The sequence below is a fragment of the Candidatus Zixiibacteriota bacterium genome (genome assembly GCA_040752595.1).
Taxonomy (GTDB): Bacteria; Zixibacteria; MSB-5A5; order WJJR01; family WJJR01; genus JACQFV01.
This window is the reverse complement of sequence record JBFMGX010000043.1, coordinates 27,850-45,958: the sequence shown is the minus strand read 5'-3', so window position 1 is coordinate 45,958 and position 18,109 is coordinate 27,850. Positions and strand designations below refer to the sequence as shown.

Sequence of the window (18,109 nt, the reverse complement as noted above, 5' to 3'; positions counted from 1 at the left end):
GCGTGGGACAGGGCGGCTCGGCAGGAGCCTCGCCCTCCCAAATGATCTGGAAACTCCATCTCGCTAGGCGGTCTTGGCATTGACGCCACGGTAACGGTAGTAGGCAGCGCACGCCCCTTCAGACGAAACCATGGTCGCGCCCAACGGGTGCTCCGGGGTGCATCGTGTCCCAAAGGCCGGACAATCGTTCGGCCGGGCAACGCCCCGCAGAATCTGCCCGCTGATGCACTCGGTCGTCTCCTCGCCCACTTCAAGGTGGTCTGGGAACCGCACCTCGGCATCGAACTCGCGATAGGCGTGACTCGGAGCCAGCCCGCTGGCCGGAATGACGCCCATCCCCCGCCACCGGCGGTCGACAACTTCAAACGCTTCCGCCATCAAACGCCGTGCCTCCGTGTTCCCCTCGCGTCGCACCGCGCGACGGTATTGGTTCTCGACCGTGGCCCTCTGCGCTTCCAGTTGCTTAACACACATGTATATGCCTTGTAGTATATCCAATGGCTCAAAACCGGTCACAACGACCGGAACGCGAAATCGCGTCGCCAATGCCTCATATTCTTCGTGGCCGGCAACCGCGCAGACATGCCCCGCCGCCAGAAAGCCGTTCAGACGGCAATCGGGCGCCGAAAGCAGGGCCGCCATCGCCGGCGGCACCAGGACATGGGAGACCAACAGCGAGAAATTGCGCACGTTCCGCGCCTTGGCCTGCCGCAAGGCCATGGCATTGGCCGGAGCGGTCGTCTCAAAGCCGACGGCGAAGAACACAATCTCCCGATCCGGGTTCTCCTCCGCCACCCGCAACGCGTCCAGCGGCGAGTAGACGATACGGACATCCCCACCGTGGGCGCGGACCGATTGCAGATCGCCATGCCGGCCGGGCACGCGCAACATGTCGCCGAACGAACAGAAGATGACGTCCGGACGGGCCGCGAGGGCCATGGCCCGCTCAATCTTCTCCACCGGCGTCACGCACACCGGGCAGCCGGGCCCGTGAACCAACGTGATGGTCCCGGGGAGCAGCCGATCGATGCCGAACTTCACGATCGCGTGCGTCTGCCCACCACAGACTTCCATGATGGTCCAGGGGCGTCGCGAGAGCCGCGCGATCGCCTCCGCGCAGCGCTCGACCGCAACCGGGTCGCGGTATTCATCGACAAACCTCATGGAACCTCGTCGTCCGGTTCATGGAACGCCTCGATCTGGGCCAGGTACTCCAGCGTACGGTCCGCCTCCGCGGCATTGAGCATGCTGATGGCAAACCCGACATGGACGATCACCCAATCGCCCACGCCCGCCTCCGGAACATAGGCGAGATTGACGTCCTTGACGATGCCGCCGAAGCGCACGCGACCGCTGCGCAACAGCGGATCACGATCCGTGATCTCGATGATCTCACCAGGGACAGCCAGGCACATGGTCACTCCGGGCTGGACAGCACAGCCGCCATGATCTGCCCGAGGGCAATGCTGCCGTCGTTAGGGGGAAGCAGCCGGTGCCAGTAGGGATCGAATCCCGCCTGGCGAAGCCGCGCCACCGCCTGCTCGGTCAGGACCTTGTTCTGAAAACACCCGCCCGCGAGGACAACGCTCGTCTCACCGATGCAGCGGGCCACGGCGACGATCATCTCGGCCAGCGTGTTGTGGAATCGTGCGGCGATCTGCCCTACGAACAGGTGCTTCCTCACATCCTCGATGACGGCGCGGACCAGAGGCTCCCAATCGACCATGATCGGCGACGTCTCCGTGTGCACATGATACGGATACGACTCATCGGTTGCAAACCGTGTGGCGGCAAACTCCAGGAGCATCGCCGCCTGCCCCTCATAGGCCGCCATCTGCCGGAGACCCACCAGCGAGGCAAGAGCGTCGAACAGACGCCCGGCGCTGGTCGTGACCGGCGATTGAACGCCGCGCGCGAGCATCGGCGCCAGGATGCGGCGCTCCTCCATCGACAAGTCGCCCAGGGAGGGCATCGTGTCCTCTTCCCAAAGACTATCGCCCCATATCTCATAGAGGACACCCAGAGCGGCCCGGCGCGGCTCAACAACTGCGGCATCACCACCGGGAAGCCGGAAGGACCGTAGATGGGCCGCCCGCGACCACCGCCCCTCGTCCACAGACAAGAACTCGCCGCCCCAAATGGTCCGATCAGTGCCCAACCCGGTGCCGTCCCAGGCGACTCCGAGAACCGGACCGGAGAGGCCATTGTCGGCCATGCATGCCAGGATGTGCGCGTAGTGATGTTGCACGGCGACCGTCGGCAACGCGCGCGTGCGCGCGTACTGGGACGAGAGATAGTCGGGGTGTCGATCACAGGCGATGCGTTGTGGGATGATCTCGTAGAGGTCCTGCACGTCGTCAATGGCCCGATGGAAGGCGTGATACGCCGGCGCCGTTTCCAGGTCGCCGATGTGCGGGCTGAGCAGCGCCCGGTCTCCGACCGAGACCGCCACAGTGTTCTTCAGGTGCGCGCCGACCGCCAGGATGGAATTCATCGGCCCAGCGAGCGGAATGAAACCGGGAGCATACCCGCGGGCACGGCGTAGGAGCAAGGGGCGACCAGCGACCATGCGTACGACCGAATCGTCGACGAAACGGGCAATGGACCGGTTATGTACGAGGAACAGATCGGCGATTCCTGACAGACGAACCAGCGCCTCCCGCTCATCGGTGCAGATCGGCTCATCGGCGCGATTGCCGCTGGTGGCGACGACTGGGAATCCCAGCTCACGCAGCAGTAAATGGTGCAGGGGCGTGTAAGGCAGCATGACACCGAGGTAGGGATTGCCCGGTGCGACACCAGGCGCGATTGCTCCCCCGTCCCCATTTTCGTGGCGACGCAACAGAACAATCGGCGAGGCCGAATTGGATAGCAGCGCTCTTTCGTCCTCTGAGATGTCACAATCAATCCGCACGGCGGCCATCTTGGGATACATCAAGGCAAATGGCCTCTCTTCTCGCGACTTCCTCTCCCGCAACGTCCGCACAGCGGTGTCGTTGCGTGCGTCAACGACCAGATGGAACCCTCCCAAGCCCTTGACGGCGACGATCGATCCGACGCGAACCGCATCACAGGCACGCGAGAGCGCCTCATCCTCCCGTGCCAAAGTCGCACCATGCGCGTCCCACAACTCCAGATGAGGACCGCAGGCAGGGCAGGCATTCGGCTGCGCATGAAAGCGCCGGTCGCCCGGATTCTCATACTCGGCACGGCAGGCGCGGCACATCACGAATTCCTGCATTGTCGTGCGGGCGCGATCATAGGGCAATCCGGTGATGATGGTGTACCGCGGGCCGCAATTCGTGCAGTTGATGAACGGATAGTGATAGCGTCGATCGGCAGGATCGAGGAGTTCCCGCGTGCAGTCGGGACAAATCGCCAGATCGGGGAGCAAGAGTGTTTCCTTCCGTCCCCCGACATGACTGTCGCGCACGATGAAGTCCGCTTCCCTGCAGGGCGCGACGGCCCGGGATTCCAACGCCTCGATGGCCGCATGCGGCGGCAGCTCAACGTGCAGGCGTTCTTGAAATCGCTGCAAGTGATTCGACGGTCCCTCGACCTCCATCGTCACGCCGGATGTTGAGTTCACGACCCAGCCGACGAGTTTCAACTCCGTGGCAAGGCGATAGACGAACGGCCGAAACCCGACCCCCTGCACGGTTCCATGAACCGTGATGTGACGTCGCTCAATTCCAGATCGAAGGGGAAGACTCACCAACGACAGATCTCCACAGAGTGATTCACCGTCCGGTCAATCCTCTTCCCTTTGCTGTTTCATCGACTCGCGCAAGCGAGCGGCCGCCTCACAGCGAATCCGTCGCGCCACTTCCGCAGCAGCGTCCTGCACGGCCGTTGTCAGCCCACCGCCGTAGCCGAAATCCCCACCGACAATCGCATAGACGATCAATTGACGCGGAAGCCGGTTCAGCACGCGCGCCAATGCGATCGCCTCCCCCAGACCGAGAACGTGCGTAGAGGGAGAGCCGCGCATCTGCGCCGGCAGGGACGCGGCTGTGGCATCGAAACGGTGGATGGTCCCCGGCGGATCGTCGCCCGACGCCGCGTCGACGACAAACACGGTGTCGTCGGCCGACCAGCGGTCCACAAGTCCAACGTCGGCACTATCGGTGGAAATGATCCGGAGACCGGGACCATCCAGATCGCTCAAGAACGATGTCACGACAACCCCGACGCCGTCGTCGCGGCGATGGCGGTTGCCGATCCCGATGACGAGCGTCGCCATACATCCCCCGGATCACAGACGCTCAATCGTGAGTCTGAGGAAATGCGTCGCGCAGGATATGCAGGGATCATAGTTGCGGATCGCCTGCTCACACTGTCGTGTGAGTTGATCCTGGGGCAACTCCAGACGTCCCTGCACGAGCCGCCGCAGATCGTCCTCGATCTGCTTCTGATTCTGCGCCGTCGGCGGCACGATCTTGGCGTCGCGGATGATTCCGGAACCGTCGATGCGATAGCGATGGTAGAGCATGCCCCGCGGCGCCTCCGTGCAGGCGTAGCCGGTCCCCGCGCGCGGTGGCACCGCGATCGCCGGCGACGGCGGCGGTTCGTAGTCGCCGATGATGCGCAGCGCCTCATCGCAGGCATACACCGTCTCCACGGCGCGGACGATGATGCTCCGAAAGGGATTGCGGCAGATCGGTCCCAGCCCGGCCGCCCTCGCCGCCTCCTGTGCGACCGGCGACAGACGGTCGAAATTCAGCGCGTAGCGGGCCAACGGACCGACCATGTACGCGCCACCGCCCATCCGGATGGAATGCAGCGCATGGGTGCGCTCGACGTGCTCCTCGACGAAATGGTGATCGTACTCACGCGACGGGATGTCGAGTCCCCGATCCGATACTAATTTCCCTTCATTGAAGGGATATTCATCGGAATGACGGAGCGCGACGAACTCATAGTCGCCGGAGAAGTCGGGGATTTCGAGCGCGGCGGTCCAACGCACCGTCTCCAGCGCGGCGTCGAGCCCCCATTTCAGCCGCTCGGACAACGGCGCCAGTTCCCGCGCCCGCGGCGCACGGTGGAAACCACCGACCTTCACGTTGATCGGATGGATCTCACGCCCGCCGAGCACGGTGACGATCTCGTTGCCGATCTTCTTCAACGTGAGGGCGCGTTGGACCGCCTCCGGGTGGTCCGCGGCCATGCGGATGGCATCGGGATAGCCGAGGAAGTCCGGCGCGTGCAGCATCGAGATGTGGAGCACGTGGCTTTCGATCCACTCGCCGCAGTAGAGCAGACGGCGCAGCTCCCGCAGCGGTCCCTCCACCTTCACCCCGCACGCATCTTCCATGGCGTGCACCGCGCTCATCTGATAGGCCACGGGGCAGATGCCGCAGATGCGGGCGGTGATGTCGGGCGCTTCCGTGAAGTGGCGGCCGCGCAGGAAGGCCTCGAAGAAGCGCGGCGGCTCGAAGATCTTGAACTGCGCGTCGACGACCTGTTCGTCCTTGATCCGAACGAAGAGGGACCCTTCCCCTTCCACGCGCGACAGGTAGTCGACTTTGATGGTCCTACCGCTCATGCGCCTCACTCTCCTTGCGGAAGGACTCGGTATACGCATTGTAGGTGCGGAAAGCCCGGACGATCGCACTGTCGCCGGCGCCGTGGCTCATCAGCCAATCGGCGAGGGCGGGTGCGTTGGGAGACTCCATCGGCCCGAAGCAGGCATAGCAGCCGCGCTGATAGGCCGGGCAGATCGCGCCGCACCCGGCGTGCGTGACCGGACCCAGACAGGGCAGGCCGTGCGCCACCATCACACAGACCGATCCGCGGCGCTTGCATTCGAGGCAGACCGAATGCGCCGGTGTCACCGGCTTGCGCTTGTGCAGGAAGGCCGCGATCACGTCCAGAAGTTGATGCTTGTTGATCGGACAGCCACGCAACTCGAAATCGACCAGCACGTGGGTGCTGATCGGCGTCGACAGACTGAGCGTCTCGATGTACTCCGGATGCGCGTAGACGATCCCGAGGAACTCGCGGACGTTGCGGAAGTTGCGCAGCGCCTGAATGCCCCCCGCCGTGGCGCAGGCGCCAATGGTGATCAGCGTCTGGGATGCGCGCCGCACCTGGTGGATGCGGGCGGCGTCGTGCGGCGTCGTGATCGATCCCTCGACCAGCGACAGGTCGTAGGGACCCTTCACCTGCGCGCTGGTGGCTTCGGGGAAGTGGGCCATGTCCACGGCACCGGCGACCGCCAGCAGCTCATCCTCGCAGTCGAGCAGACTCAACTGACAGCCGTCGCACGAGGCGAATTTCCACACCGCGAGCTTGGCCTTGCGCATGGCCATGGTCAGATCTCCCGCTGCATGAGTATCATCCGTATCCGCCCGTAGGGAAACACCGGTCCGTCCCTGCAGATGAAGTCCGGTCCATACTGGCAGTGCCCGCAGAACCCGACGGCGCACTTCATGTTCCGTTCCATGGAGACCATGATCCGGTTCAACGGCACGCCGCGCCTCTCCAGCTCGAGGGCGGTGAACCGCATCATCACTTCCGGTCCACAGATCAGTGCCGTCGTGTTGCCCGGCTCGAAGGGAGTGCGGGGGATCAGATTGGTCACCACACCCACGTGCCCGCGCCACGTGCCCAACGCCCGGTCCACGGTCACGTAGGCGTGCACGTCGAACCGCGCCCGCCATTCCTCGAGGTCGTGCACGAAGAGAAGATCCTCGGGCGTCCGCGCACCATACAGAATGACTACGTGCCCGTATTCCTCGCGATGGGACAACACGTGGTAGATCGCCGGACGCAGCGGCGCCAACCCGATTCCACCAGCAACGATCATCAGGTCCTGGCCCGCGCCGTCTCGCACGGGCCAACTACTGCCGTACGGGCCCCGCACTCCGACCGTGCCCCCGCGTTTCAGTCGATGCAGGGCGGCGGTCACCGCGCCGACGTCGCGGATCGTGTGCACCAGGACCTGCCCATCGGCCGGATCACCCGAGATCGAAACCGGAACTTCACCGACGCCAAAGACGTAGAGCATGTTGAACTGGCCGGGCGCAAACCGCATTCCCCCGCCGCCGTCACGACGAACCAGCGTCAGCGTGAACGTGTCATGGGATTCACGATGGACCCGGCGCACCGTGTAAATCTCCGGCCGCATCGGGTCCGTCCCGGAGACGCGGACGGCGGTGTTGTCAGCGGCGACGGTCGCCATAGACATCCAAGAGTTGCAGGCGGGTGGCGCTGAGGCGCTGTTCGATGATATGGGCAAAGCGCTTCAACAGCTCGTATCCGAGCTCGTGGTCCTCCTCGCACTTCCCGCGCAGGCAACGCCCGTCGAGCGCAATCGCCCGCACCGGTTCTGTGGCCTGCGCGTCATAGTGCCAGTGGTAGGGCGGCACCAGCCACGACCACCCGAGAATCTCCCCTTCGCCATAGGTGTCGACGGTGACGGCGCCGTGGCCGGGGGCGAAGATCTCCAGCGCCACCCGTCCTTCGCGCAGGATGAAGAACTGATGGGCTTCCTCGCCGTCGCGGAATAGGAACTCGCCGGCCCGGAAGCGCACATTGGCCGCGCAGCCGGTGACCAGTTCGAGATACCGCTTCTCCAACCCATGAAAGAACGGGTGGGACGCCAGGATCGATTCAAGCGTTTCCATGGACAGGCTCCTTGACGACACCGGACAGAACATTGCTGTCATCAGACCGGATCGCCGCGGCCTCGGCCGTGATGTCGATGCCGACCGGGCACCAGGTGATACACCGGCCGCAGCCAACACACCCCGATCGGCCGAACTGGTCGATCCAAGAGGCGAGTTTATGGGTCATCCACTGGCGGTAGCGGGAGCGCGGCGATGTCCGGATCGAACCGCCATGGATGTATGAGAAATCGAGCGTGAAGCAGGAATCCCAGCGCCGCACTCTCTGCGCCGACTCGCCGGACAAATCCGTTGTATCCTCCATTGTCGTGCAGAAGCAGGTGGGACAGACCATCGTACAGTTGCCGCAGGTCAGACATCGCACGGCGACATCATCCCAACGCGGGTGCTCGGGATTCCGTTGGAGCGACTCCTTCAGTCCCCTGGTATCCAGGGAGCGCCCCATCTGACCGCTGGCAGCGGCGACTCGGTCGGCGGCCGCGGTTATCCGATCCGCCGGCGCCGGGTGGTGCGGTACCTGCGCCATGATTGATGCGCCCTGCGCCGTACCGACTTCAACCAGGAATTCGTGCCGGTCGGCGTCAATCAACTCCGTCAACGCCAGATCGAATCCGCTCGTGGCCCGAGGGCCGGTCCCCATCGAGGCACAGAAACATGTCCCTCCCGCCTGCGTGCAATTGACGGCGACGATGAAGATGCGTTCACGACGATCACGATAGATCGGGTCGACGTATGGCCCCTGTAGAAAGATCTGATCCTGCGCCGCGATCGCCGACAGATCGCAGGCGCGAACGCCCACGAACGCCATCGGCGGGGGCGTTTCTTCCCCGTCGACGACGGCAAAGCCGCTGCTCTCGCGTCGGGCCCGCCACAGCGTCACGGTCGGCGGATGGAGGAGCCGCTTCCAGGAGTCCGGCCCGACGACGTACCCAAAGTACGCCCCATCGGTGCGTTGCCGGAGTCGATAGTTCCCCGGCTGCTGATCATCGGTCCACCCGATCGGCGGCGGATCGTCCGGGCTCGGCTCGCTATGGACGATCGCGCCATCGCGCATGACCGGCCCGATGACCCGATACCCGGCTGTGCGCAACGCGTCAATCAGACAATGGAAATCGTCGCGCGCGATGATAACCGGTCGGTCGTCGGCTGGCGATCCTGCGGGCACTTCGCCCCCCTCTCGGTGATCAATATCGCTGCGGCGTCGCCGCTGCGATAGAAAAACGGCACGGGTTTTGTCATTCTGCTGTCAATGATCAGGACTGCCATTCCCCCTAACTGAACGGAGTTGCTGAAGCGAACTCAACTCTGACGCCCACTCGCAATGGACGAGCCGCGCACAGTCTCTTTGGATTCCAAAGGCAGAGGATCAGGCGATCCCGGCGACGGCAAGACAGGGCGGGTGATTCGTCTGCTCAGGACGACTTGGGAACGTGCACAGTGACGCCGCACTTGAAGGGCCATGCCTGTCCACCCCCACATTCACTTTGCTTTTTCCTCCCCTGCCCCGTAACATGCCCCCGATGAACCCTTCTGGAGGCGGGAGGCATATGCTCGCAAACACATTGAGATCGAACTACTTAAAGGCGGCAGCGGGCACTCTGTTGCTCGCGATCGGGACCCTGTCCTGCGCTCCGGATGACAAGACCATCCGCATCGGCGTCTTCAACTCCCTGACCGGCGGCACCGCGACGTTCGGCATCTCCTCGTCGCAGGGCATTCGCATGGCGGCCGACGAGTGGAATGCGAAAGGCGGGCTGCTCGACAAACAGATCGAGTTGATCGTGGAGGATGACCAAAGCAAGCCGGAAGAAGCGGCCATGGCGGTGCAGAAGCTGATCAATCAGAACCGCGTCGTTGCCATTCTCGGTGAGGTCGCGTCATCGCGCACGCTCGCAGGCGCGCCGATCGCACAGAAGTCCGGCATCCCGTTGATCACCCCCGCCTCCACCAATCCCAAGGTCACCCGCGTCGGCGATTTCATCTTCCGTGTCTGTTATACCGACTCATTCCAAGGAGTGGTCTGCGCCCGCTTCGCCGTCCAGAAGCTCGGCTTGAAACGGATGGCCATACTCAAGGACATCAAGAATGACTACTCGGTCGGTTTGGCCGACTACTTCCGACAGAATCTGCTCTCCCTAGGAGCCCAGGTGGTCAGCGAGGAATCGTACTCCGAAGGGGACACCGACTTCCGCGCCCAGATCACCTCGATCAAAGCCGCCGACCCGGAGGGGATCTTCATCCCCGGCTACTACACTGAGGCGGGCTTGATCGCCAAGCAGGTGGCCGAGCAGAACCTGAAAGTGACGTTGATCGGCGGTGACGGCTGGGATTCGCCGCGCACGGCCGAGATTGGCGGCGCCGCGGTCGAGGGGGCCTTCTTCTGCAATCACTACTCGGCGGACGACACCAGCAGGCTCGTGCGCGATTTTGTCGGCGCCTACGAGAAGCGGTACGGGTATGTCCCCGATGCGATGGCGCCGTTGTCGTATGATGCCGCCAATCTCCTGTTCAGCGCGATCAAGAGAGCGGGGTCAACCGATGGGCGCGCCGTTCGGGATGCCATCGCTCAGACCCGCGATTGTCCGGGCGTCTGCGGCACGATCACGATCGACGCGGAGCGCAACGCCCGCAAACCCGCGGTGATGCTCCAGATCGAGCACGGCCAGTACAAGATCTACGATGTCATCTATCCATGAGGATCGAATAGACGCGGTCGGGAGGGCGAACCTCCCGGTGAGCCGTCCTCCGGATTGCACGTAGGGTGGCCCGGCGGGAGCCTCGCCCTCCCGCCAGCAGCCTCAATGGGATTGCCTCACAGAAGACCCCGCTCTCGAAAGACCTGCTGGTGCACCAGTTCATTCAACAACTGATCAATGGCCTCTCGCTGGGCGTCATCTATGCTCTGATCGCCCTCGGCTACACCATGGTCTACGGTATCCTGCGGCTGATCAATTTTGCCCACGGCGACGTCTACATGGTCGGCGCGTTCGCCGGCTATTATCTCGCGCGTGTCCTCGGCGGGGGCAGCGGCGCACAGGGGGCCTGGTCCTTCCTGCTGGTGTTGTTCGCCAGCATGGCGGCCTGCGCCCTGCTCGGGTATGTCATAGAGCGCGCCGCGTACCGGCCGTTGCGCCGCACCCACCGGCTCAATGCGCTCATCACCGCCATCGGCGTCTCGCTGCTGTTGGAGAACCTCGGTCAGTTGATCTTCGGCGCCGACCCGAAGGTCTTTCCGGAGTTGATTCCCCGCACCACCGTGGCGGTCGGCGCCTTCGAGATCTCCAACGTCCAACTGATCGTCGTGGGGACCGCGGTCGTTCTGACCCTGGCTCTGCAGTTCATCGTGCATCGCACGAAGATCGGCACCGCCATGCGCGCCGTGTCGTTCTCGCATGATGCCGCCGGATTGATGGGGATCAACACCGGGCGCGTGATCTCGTTCACCTTCGTGCTTGGTTCGGCGCTCGCCGCGGCGGCCGGAATCCTTGTCGGACTCTACAATCCGAAGATCGATCCCCTGATGGGGATCATGCCCGGCCTCAAGGCGTTCGTCGCCGCGGTGCTCGGCGGCATCGGCAACATACCGGGGGCCATCCTCGGCGGGCTGATCATGGGGACCGCCGAGACCTTCACGGTCGGCTATCTCTCATCCACCTATCGGGATGCAATCACGTTCGTCATCCTCGTGGCGGTGTTGTTGTTCCGACCGACAGGGCTGTTGGGTACACCGCAGCAGGCCAAGTTCTAAGAGCGTCTAACAGAATGAGAAGTTCAACGTGCGATGTGACTTCGGCATGTGCCACGCGCCGGCAACAACCCCTCACCCCGCCCTCTCCCCAGAGGGGAGAGGGGAAGTCCAACCTCTCCCTCCGGCTTGCCCCGAGCCGGGTCGAGGGGGACAGGTCGATCCGTCCGGAGGACGGATCGGGTGAGGGAGTTCTTTCGCCTGCTCATTTTGTTGGAAGCCCTAAGAGACGATGTGCTTGCTCGCTCACGATTTCTTCAGCAGTCTGTCATGCCGAGCGCAGCGAGGCATCTGCTGTTCATTCTCGAACCTGATACGATGACCGCCCCCGGCGCCCGACGCACATTCCTTTGGTTCGCCGTCTACGTGTTGTTGTTGGCGGCTGTCGGGCGCACCCTGATCGGCTGGATCGGTCCATACTATGCGCAGATATTGGTCTTCATCGGCATCAACGTTACATTGGCGGTCAGTCTGAACCTTGTCCTCGGATTCGCCGGACAATTCTCCATCGGCCATGCCGGGTTCATGGCGCTGGGCGGCTATGGCGCGGCGGCACTGTCATTCTATGTCCTGGCCCCGGCGCTGGCATCCTGGGGCGCCAGCGGAGTGCTGGGCGGGATTGTGACCAACGCCGCGTTGGCGGTCGCACTCCTGTTCGGTGGGATCGTCGCCGCGCTGGCCGGGCTCCTGGTCGGGATCCCGACTTTGCGGTTGCGCGGCGATTACCTGGCGATCGCGACACTCGGCATGGGCGAGATCATTCGCGTTGTCATCCTCAACACCGAGTTTGTCGGCGGCGCCCGCGGGTTCACGGACATCCCGCGCTGGACGACCTTCACCTGGGTATTTCTGATCGCCGGCCTCTGCGTGCTGGTCGTGCGCAACCTGATCGTGGCGATGCCGGGGCGGTCACTGGTCGCCCTGCGCGAGGACGAAGACGCCGCCGCAGCCATGGGAATCGATACGACCCGTTACAAGGTGCTGGCGTTCGTTCTGGGGGCCTTCTTTGCCGGCACCGCCGGCGGATTGCAGGCCCACTACATGCAGTACCTGCACACGAACTCCTTCACCTTCCTGCGCTCCATCGAGATCATCGTCTTTGTCGTTCTCGGCGGCGGCGGCAGCATCACCGGCAGCATCATCGCCGCCGTCGTGCTGACCATCCTGCCGGAGTTCCTGCGCGTGGCGCAATCGTGGCGCATGGTGTTGTACTCGTTCCTCCTCATCGTTATGATGCTGACCCGCCCCCAAGGGCTCATGGGCGGGCATGAATTCCAGTGGCGATGGCTTCTTCCCCGGCGATGGCTGAGACAGTGACCGCGGCTCCCCCCATCCTGGAATTCCGCGACACCTCCCTGTCGTTCGGTGGACTGGCGGCGATCAAGAACGTCACGCTCACCGTCGGCCAGGGGGAGTTGTTGGGGTTGATCGGCCCCAACGGCGCCGGCAAGACCACGATGTTCAACATGGCCACCGGAGTCTACGGCCTCGACGGGGGAAGCATCACCTTTCACAACCACGAGATCTCCGGTCTGCCGCCGCACGTGATCAACCGCCGCGGCATCGCACGCACGTTCCAGAACATCCGTCTCTGGGGCAGCATGACCGTGCTCGACAACGTGCGCGCGGCACTGCACCAGACCGCACCGGTTTCCCTCTGGCAGGTCGTGGCGGCGACGCAGCGCAACGCGCGCAGCGAACAACGCGTGCGGGACCAGGCCCGGGAGCTTCTGGCGTACTTCGACCTCATGCGCTTCGAGCACGAACTGGCGCGCAACCTGCCCTACGGCGAGCAACGTCGTCTGGAAATGGCCCGCGCGCTGGCGACCAATCCCACGCTGCTGCTCCTCGATGAGCCCGCCGCCGGGATGAACACGGGCGAAAAGACACAGTTGATGTCATTGATCAAGCGCCTGCAGGTTGAGCGGAAGTTGTCCATTCTGCTCATCGAGCATGACATGAAGGTCGTCATGGGAATCTGCGAGCGCGTGGCGGTGCTGGACTACGGCGAGAAGATCGCCGAGGGTCGCCCCGAAGACATCCAGCGCGACCCGCGCGTCATCGAGGCGTATCTGGGACGTCCGCACGACGGCGAGAACGTGCACGCCGGTGGAGAGTAACAGTCACCGCTGAGGACAGGGGGCCTTCGACCCCCTGCGCGACAGAAACAACATGTCCACACTTCTCCGCATCGACAACCTTCATGTCGCCTACGGCGCCATCGCTGCGCTGCGGGGAATTTCCTTCTCCGTGGACAAGGGCCAAATCGTCACACTCATCGGAGCCAATGGGGCGGGCAAGACCACGCTGTTGCGCACAATCTCGGGACTCTTGCGACCGCGACAGGGAACAATCTGCTACTGGCCGGATGGCGAAACCGCAGAGCCGTGTGTGCTCTCGTCGCTGCCCCCGCACAAGATCGTCCACCACGGCATCGCCCACGTCCCCGAGGGACGAATCGTCTTCGCCAATCTGTCGGTGAAGGAGAATCTCCAGATGGGGGCATACGCCCGCACCGACGCCCCCGGAATCGCGGAGGACTGGGAGTGGGTGATGCAGTTGTTCCCGCGTCTGGCCGAACGGCTCAAGCAGAGCGCGGGAACACTCTCGGGCGGCGAACAGCAGATGCTGGCAATTGGTCGTGCCCTGATGAGCCGACCACGGCTCGTGCTGATGGACGAGCCATCGCTCGGTCTGTCACCGATACTGGTCGAAACGGTGTTCCAGGCGATCCGACGCATCAACGCCAGCGGCACGACGATCCTGCTGGTAGAACAGAACGCCCACATGGCGCTGACGATCGCTCAAACCGGATATGTCATGGAAACCGGCGCCATCGCGCTGTCCGGTCCCTGCCACGAGCTTCTCCGCTCCGACGACGTCCGCCGCACTTACCTCGGCGAAGCATAGCCGCTCACGTAAACCAAGCGCCAAAGGAGCGTTAGAATCCCTCACCCCGACCCCCTCCCGGAGGAAGAGGGAGAACATAACCTCTCCCTCCGGGAGGGGTCGATCCGCCGCAGGCGGATCGGGTGAGGGGTCACTTCCGTCCGCGCATTCTCCAGCGCACGATGCTACGCGTGTGTTGAGTCGTGCGACGCCTTCCAGACCGCCGTGACGGCGAGGAGCATGGCCAGCATGATCAGCGCCAGCGCCGCGACACCATTGAGGAACGCCACATCCACGCCTTGCATCGCGTGGAAATTGGCCAGCGACAGCTTGATCAGCGCCCAAAGCGTAATCGTCAACACAAAGAGCATCGGCAGCAATGTAAAAGCGATCCGCTTGCGCGCCTGGTACAACCATATCGTGATCGTCAGCAGCGACAGCGCCGCCAAGAGTTGATTGGAGGCGCCAAACAGAGTCCAGAATCGCACCCATGCCCCTTCTTTGGCGCCGGCGATGAAGTAGACCGGCAGGGCAATCGTCACCAGTGTCGCCACGACTGCGCTGACCCGGTCGCGCCGCCCGGACAACTCCTGCAGAATGTACCGCCCCAGACGCGTGCAGACGTCGAGCGTGTCGAACACAAACGTCGAGAAGGCCATTGCGCCGAATGTGACCGCGAAGGGAAGGTTGCGCTCGCCGATCAGAAGCGTCAGGAACCGTCCGATGCCGTTGCCGTAGATCGTACCCGGCTTGAGCCCCTGCGTCTGCGCCGGGGTGATCATCATGATCGTCACCAGCGCGATCAGGGCCACGAACCCCTCCGCGAGCATGGCCCCGTAGCCGACCGGCTGTAGGTGCGATTCCTTCTCGACCTGTTTCGATGTCGTCCCCGAACACACGAGACCGTGGAATCCCGAGCAGGCCCCGCAGGCGATCGTCACAAACAGGAACGGAAACAACGTCCCCGTCATCCCGCCCACATCCCAGGTGTTGAAGGCCGGTTGTTGAATGTCGTACCCGCCGAAGAAGACCCCGATCACGCCGATGCCCAGCGCCATGTAGAGGATGAATCCGCCCAAGTATCCTCGCGGCTGCAAGAGCAGCCACACCGGGACGACCGACGCTACGGCGCAGTAGGCCAGGATCAGTAGCCCCCACGTCCGCGCGTCGAAGGTCAGCCAGTGCGACAGGTATGTCCCCGTCCACGCGGCCGCCAGCGATGCCGGAACGAAGATGATGGTCACCAGCCACAGCGGTGGCTTGAGGAATCGCTGCACCAGTCCCATGATGACCGACAGCGTCAGGTAGAGCACGCTCGCGGCGGCGACGGCTCCGCCGGGATTGAAGCGGACAGACACCCCTTCCAGTTCTTCGCTGGTGTGAACGAACGTGCCTGCCGTGATGTCGGTGAAGGCCACCACCACGTACAAAAGCGAAATCCAGATGAACAGCAGGATCGCCATCCCTGCCCGCGGCCCCAGATGTTCGCGCGTGATGTCGGCAATGGAGCGGGCGCCGTGACGAACCGAGGCGGTCAGCGTCGAAAAGTCATGCACCGCGCCGATCAGCACGACCCCGAGCGAAATCCACAGCAGGCAGGGCAACCATCCGAAGGTCTGACAGGCGAGAATCGGCCCGGCGATCGGCCCCGCCGCCGCAATCGCCGAGAAGTGTTGCCCGAACAGATAGAAGGGGCGCACCGGCACGAAGTCGACCCCGTCATTGACCGTCTGCGCCGGCGTTGGTCGGCTGTCGTCGATCCGGAACTGCCGCGCCACCCAGCCCCCGTAGAGACGATACGCCGCGACCAGAAGAACAAGAAACGCCAGTGCCAAGAGCGGCAGACTCACAATTGCCCTCCCGTCGTCATCGTGGCCCTACCCGCCGCACAGAGGAGAGGGTGACCGATAACCTCTCCCTCCGGGAGAGGTCGCCCGCCAAGGGTGGGCGAGTGAGGGTGATCTTGAGCCGGCAGATTCTGTTCCAGGTTCAAAACGGCGTGGTCGCGCGCCCGATGTGTCACTTCGCCAGTACCTCGGTCAGTACCGACCCGTCAATGCCTTCCGGCGCCTTGATACCGATCATGGCGGCGAGCGTCGGCGCGATATCGACTGTCCGCACGGGAGTCGCAATCACCTGCCCACCCAGTACGCCCTGTCCAAAGAACAGCAGAGGGACATGCGTGTCATGATCGTAAGGTGATCCATGCGTTGTCCCATGACCGCCGTCATCGATCAAGGTGTATTCGACCAGGCGCAACGCCAGGTCTGGTGCCCGGTCAGGGCAGAAACTGCGGCGGTAGACATCGCGATACCCGCGCACGACGGCACGGGGCGCAAACAGCTCATCATAGGTCATGACTTCGTCGATGAACGGAACGCGACGCAGATCGGCGGCGACCGCCTGACGCAGGTCTTCCGGAGCGATCCCACGCGTGAGTGCCGCGCCGGTGTCCAGAACGATGCCATTGACCCGGGCCTCGATCAGCGGCTCGCCGATGCCCAGCGCTTCCGCTGTGCCGGCAACGACGCTGTCGATGATCCGCCGGTACTCCACGCGCGAGACCCGTTGACCCATGATTCCCTGCCGTGCCAGATCCTCGGGAAACGGCATCACGCCGTGGTCCGAAGCCAGCACGACCACGTAGTTGTCCGCGCCGACCGTCCCATCAAGAAAGCCGAGGAATCCACCGATCGTGCCGTCGAGCCGCAGCAGGTTGTCGACCATCTCCCGGCTGTCCGGCCCGAAGGCATGACCAATCATATCGGTGGCCGAACAACTGATCCACAGCAGGTCGGGAACGGTGTCGGTACCGAGTTGCTCGTCTCGCACCAACGCCGCGGCGAAATCGATCAGCAACTCGTCGCTGAACGGTGTCACCCGCAGCGCCCCGTAATATGAACTGTCGGGCGTGCGGCTTGTCGTGTCGAAGTGATGCGGGAAGGTGATGTCAATGCCGTCGTTCTCAGACGGAAAGGAATCGCTGTGCGCAGAGGAATACGACGCTTCCGGCCAGCCCCGCTCCCAACCCTTGCGGTAGTAGTGATCCTTGGCTTCGGAGCGGTTGAAGGCCTCCACCCAATCCGGAACCTGAGTCAGGTAATAGGTCGATGTGATGAAGTTGCCGGTCCGGTGATCGTACCACCAAACGCCATCGGGATGATGCCCGCCCATCATGGCGGCCGCGTAGTTCTTCCCCGAAATGGCAAACACTCGACTTGACGGCGACTGCTCTTTCAGCCATTCGCCGAGAGTGGGGCGCAGCAATGCCGCCGGTGAAACGCCCTCTCCTACAGTCGAGCCCACGACGGGGGCCGCCGAATCGCCCCACGAGGTCACGACTCGGCCGGAACGTCGATCGAACCAGGAATTGCCGACAATCCCATGCCGTCCGGGAAAGCACCCCGTGGCAATGGCGGCGTGTCCGACGGAGGTAACGGTGACAGCATGATCGTGGTGCGCCTCGGTGAATCGCACGCCGCCCTTGACCAATCGGTTCAGGCCGCCAGTGTACTCCGACTCCAGCCGTGTCAGGTAATCGGCGCGCATCTGGTCTACGACGATAACGACGGCCAGACGGGGCGCCGCCCCGACGGACGCCGCCGCGAACAGGATCACACACCCACAAACCGATGACAGCACAACCCGCCACACCCTGTCCATCGGGGACTCCTTGAAAGAGACGGTCGAGGTCACCACCACAACCCGATAATTTTGTCCGATTCCTCCCGGCGGGCAAGCGGTATCGTAACAAAGACAGCGCCGATGCGTAGAACGCGATGTTCCGGGCTTGCTGCGGTAGGCAACCGATGTTAGCTTTGTGTGCTGAGGCCGCATGCGGGCGGCG

16 protein-coding genes are annotated in these 18,109 nt (G+C 63.6%); 5 read left to right on the top strand and 11 right to left on the bottom strand.

Going from position 1 to position 18,109, the window contains the following annotated elements; genetic code table 11:
• Positions 1-63: 63 nt before the first annotated feature.
• Genes hypD through AB1792_10195 form a run of 9 tightly spaced genes read right to left on the bottom strand, consistent with a single transcriptional unit; the run spans position 64 to position 8,757 of the window.
• A complete protein-coding gene (gene hypD, locus AB1792_10235; protein MEW5702594.1) occupies positions 64-1,164 on the bottom strand; it encodes a hydrogenase formation protein HypD in 1,101 nt (366 codons plus the stop codon).
• Positions 1,161-1,415, bottom strand: coding sequence for a HypC/HybG/HupF family hydrogenase formation chaperone (locus AB1792_10230; GenBank protein MEW5702593.1), 255 nt, complete (start codon positions 1,413-1,415; stop codon positions 1,161-1,163). The genes hypD and AB1792_10230 overlap by 4 nt, the downstream gene beginning before the upstream one ends.
• 2 nt (positions 1,416-1,417) lie before the next feature.
• Positions 1,418-3,715: a carbamoyltransferase HypF gene (hypF, locus tag AB1792_10225; protein ID MEW5702592.1), complete on the bottom strand. Its 2,298-nt coding sequence runs from the start codon at positions 3,713-3,715 to the stop codon at positions 1,418-1,420.
• Positions 3,716-3,751: 36 nt separating this feature from the next.
• Positions 3,752-4,243, bottom strand: coding sequence for a hydrogenase maturation protease (locus AB1792_10220; GenBank protein ID MEW5702591.1), 492 nt, complete (start codon positions 4,241-4,243; stop codon positions 3,752-3,754).
• A 12-nt stretch (positions 4,244-4,255) separates the two neighbouring features.
• Positions 4,256-5,545, bottom strand: a complete 1,290-nt coding sequence (locus AB1792_10215; protein MEW5702590.1) for a Ni/Fe hydrogenase subunit alpha — start codon at positions 5,543-5,545, stop codon at positions 4,256-4,258.
• Positions 5,535-6,311: an oxidoreductase gene (locus tag AB1792_10210; protein ID MEW5702589.1), complete on the bottom strand. Its 777-nt coding sequence runs from the start codon at positions 6,309-6,311 to the stop codon at positions 5,535-5,537. Before AB1792_10210 ends, AB1792_10215 begins: the two co-directional genes overlap by 11 nt.
• A gap of 2 nt (positions 6,312-6,313) precedes the next feature.
• A complete protein-coding gene (locus AB1792_10205) occupies positions 6,314-7,183 on the bottom strand; it encodes an FAD/NAD(P)-binding protein (protein MEW5702588.1) in 870 nt (289 codons plus the stop codon).
• Positions 7,164-7,628, bottom strand: a complete 465-nt coding sequence (locus AB1792_10200; protein MEW5702587.1) for a cyclic nucleotide-binding domain-containing protein — start codon at positions 7,626-7,628, stop codon at positions 7,164-7,166. Before AB1792_10200 ends, AB1792_10205 begins: the two co-directional genes overlap by 20 nt.
• Entirely contained in the window at positions 7,615-8,757 is a 1,143-nt protein-coding gene (locus AB1792_10195) for a 4Fe-4S dicluster domain-containing protein (protein MEW5702586.1), read from the bottom strand. Before AB1792_10195 ends, AB1792_10200 begins: the two co-directional genes overlap by 14 nt.
• A 418-nt stretch (positions 8,758-9,175) precedes the next feature.
• On the opposite strand from AB1792_10195, the gene AB1792_10190 reads away from it, so the two are divergent.
• The 5 genes from AB1792_10190 to AB1792_10170 all read left to right on the top strand — a co-directional run bounded on the left by AB1792_10190 (position 9,176) and on the right by AB1792_10170 (position 14,283).
• Complete coding sequence (locus AB1792_10190) at positions 9,176-10,324, top strand: ABC transporter substrate-binding protein (protein ID MEW5702585.1); 1,149 nt, start codon at positions 9,176-9,178, stop codon at positions 10,322-10,324.
• Between the two features lie 149 nt (positions 10,325-10,473).
• A complete protein-coding gene (locus AB1792_10185) occupies positions 10,474-11,376 on the top strand; it encodes a branched-chain amino acid ABC transporter permease (GenBank protein ID MEW5702584.1) in 903 nt (300 codons plus the stop codon).
• A gap of 267 nt (positions 11,377-11,643) precedes the next feature.
• Positions 11,644-12,690: a branched-chain amino acid ABC transporter permease gene (locus AB1792_10180; GenBank protein MEW5702583.1), complete on the top strand. Its 1,047-nt coding sequence runs from the start codon at positions 11,644-11,646 to the stop codon at positions 12,688-12,690.
• Complete coding sequence (locus tag AB1792_10175) at positions 12,687-13,493, top strand: ABC transporter ATP-binding protein (GenBank protein MEW5702582.1); 807 nt, start codon at positions 12,687-12,689, stop codon at positions 13,491-13,493. Before AB1792_10180 ends, AB1792_10175 begins: the two co-directional genes overlap by 4 nt.
• A gap of 52 nt (positions 13,494-13,545) precedes the next feature.
• On the top strand, positions 13,546-14,283 hold the full coding sequence (locus AB1792_10170; protein MEW5702581.1) for an ABC transporter ATP-binding protein: 738 nt from the start codon (positions 13,546-13,548) through the stop codon (positions 14,281-14,283).
• A 164-nt stretch (positions 14,284-14,447) separates the two neighbouring features.
• Here the strand turns inward: AB1792_10170 and AB1792_10165 are convergent, their stop codons facing one another.
• Entirely contained in the window at positions 14,448-16,112 is a 1,665-nt protein-coding gene (locus tag AB1792_10165) for a carbon starvation CstA family protein (GenBank protein MEW5702580.1), read from the bottom strand.
• Positions 16,113-16,281: 169 nt separating this feature from the next.
• A complete protein-coding gene (locus AB1792_10160) occupies positions 16,282-17,925 on the bottom strand; it encodes an alkaline phosphatase family protein (protein ID MEW5702579.1) in 1,644 nt (547 codons plus the stop codon).
• Positions 17,926-18,109 lie beyond the last annotated feature (184 nt).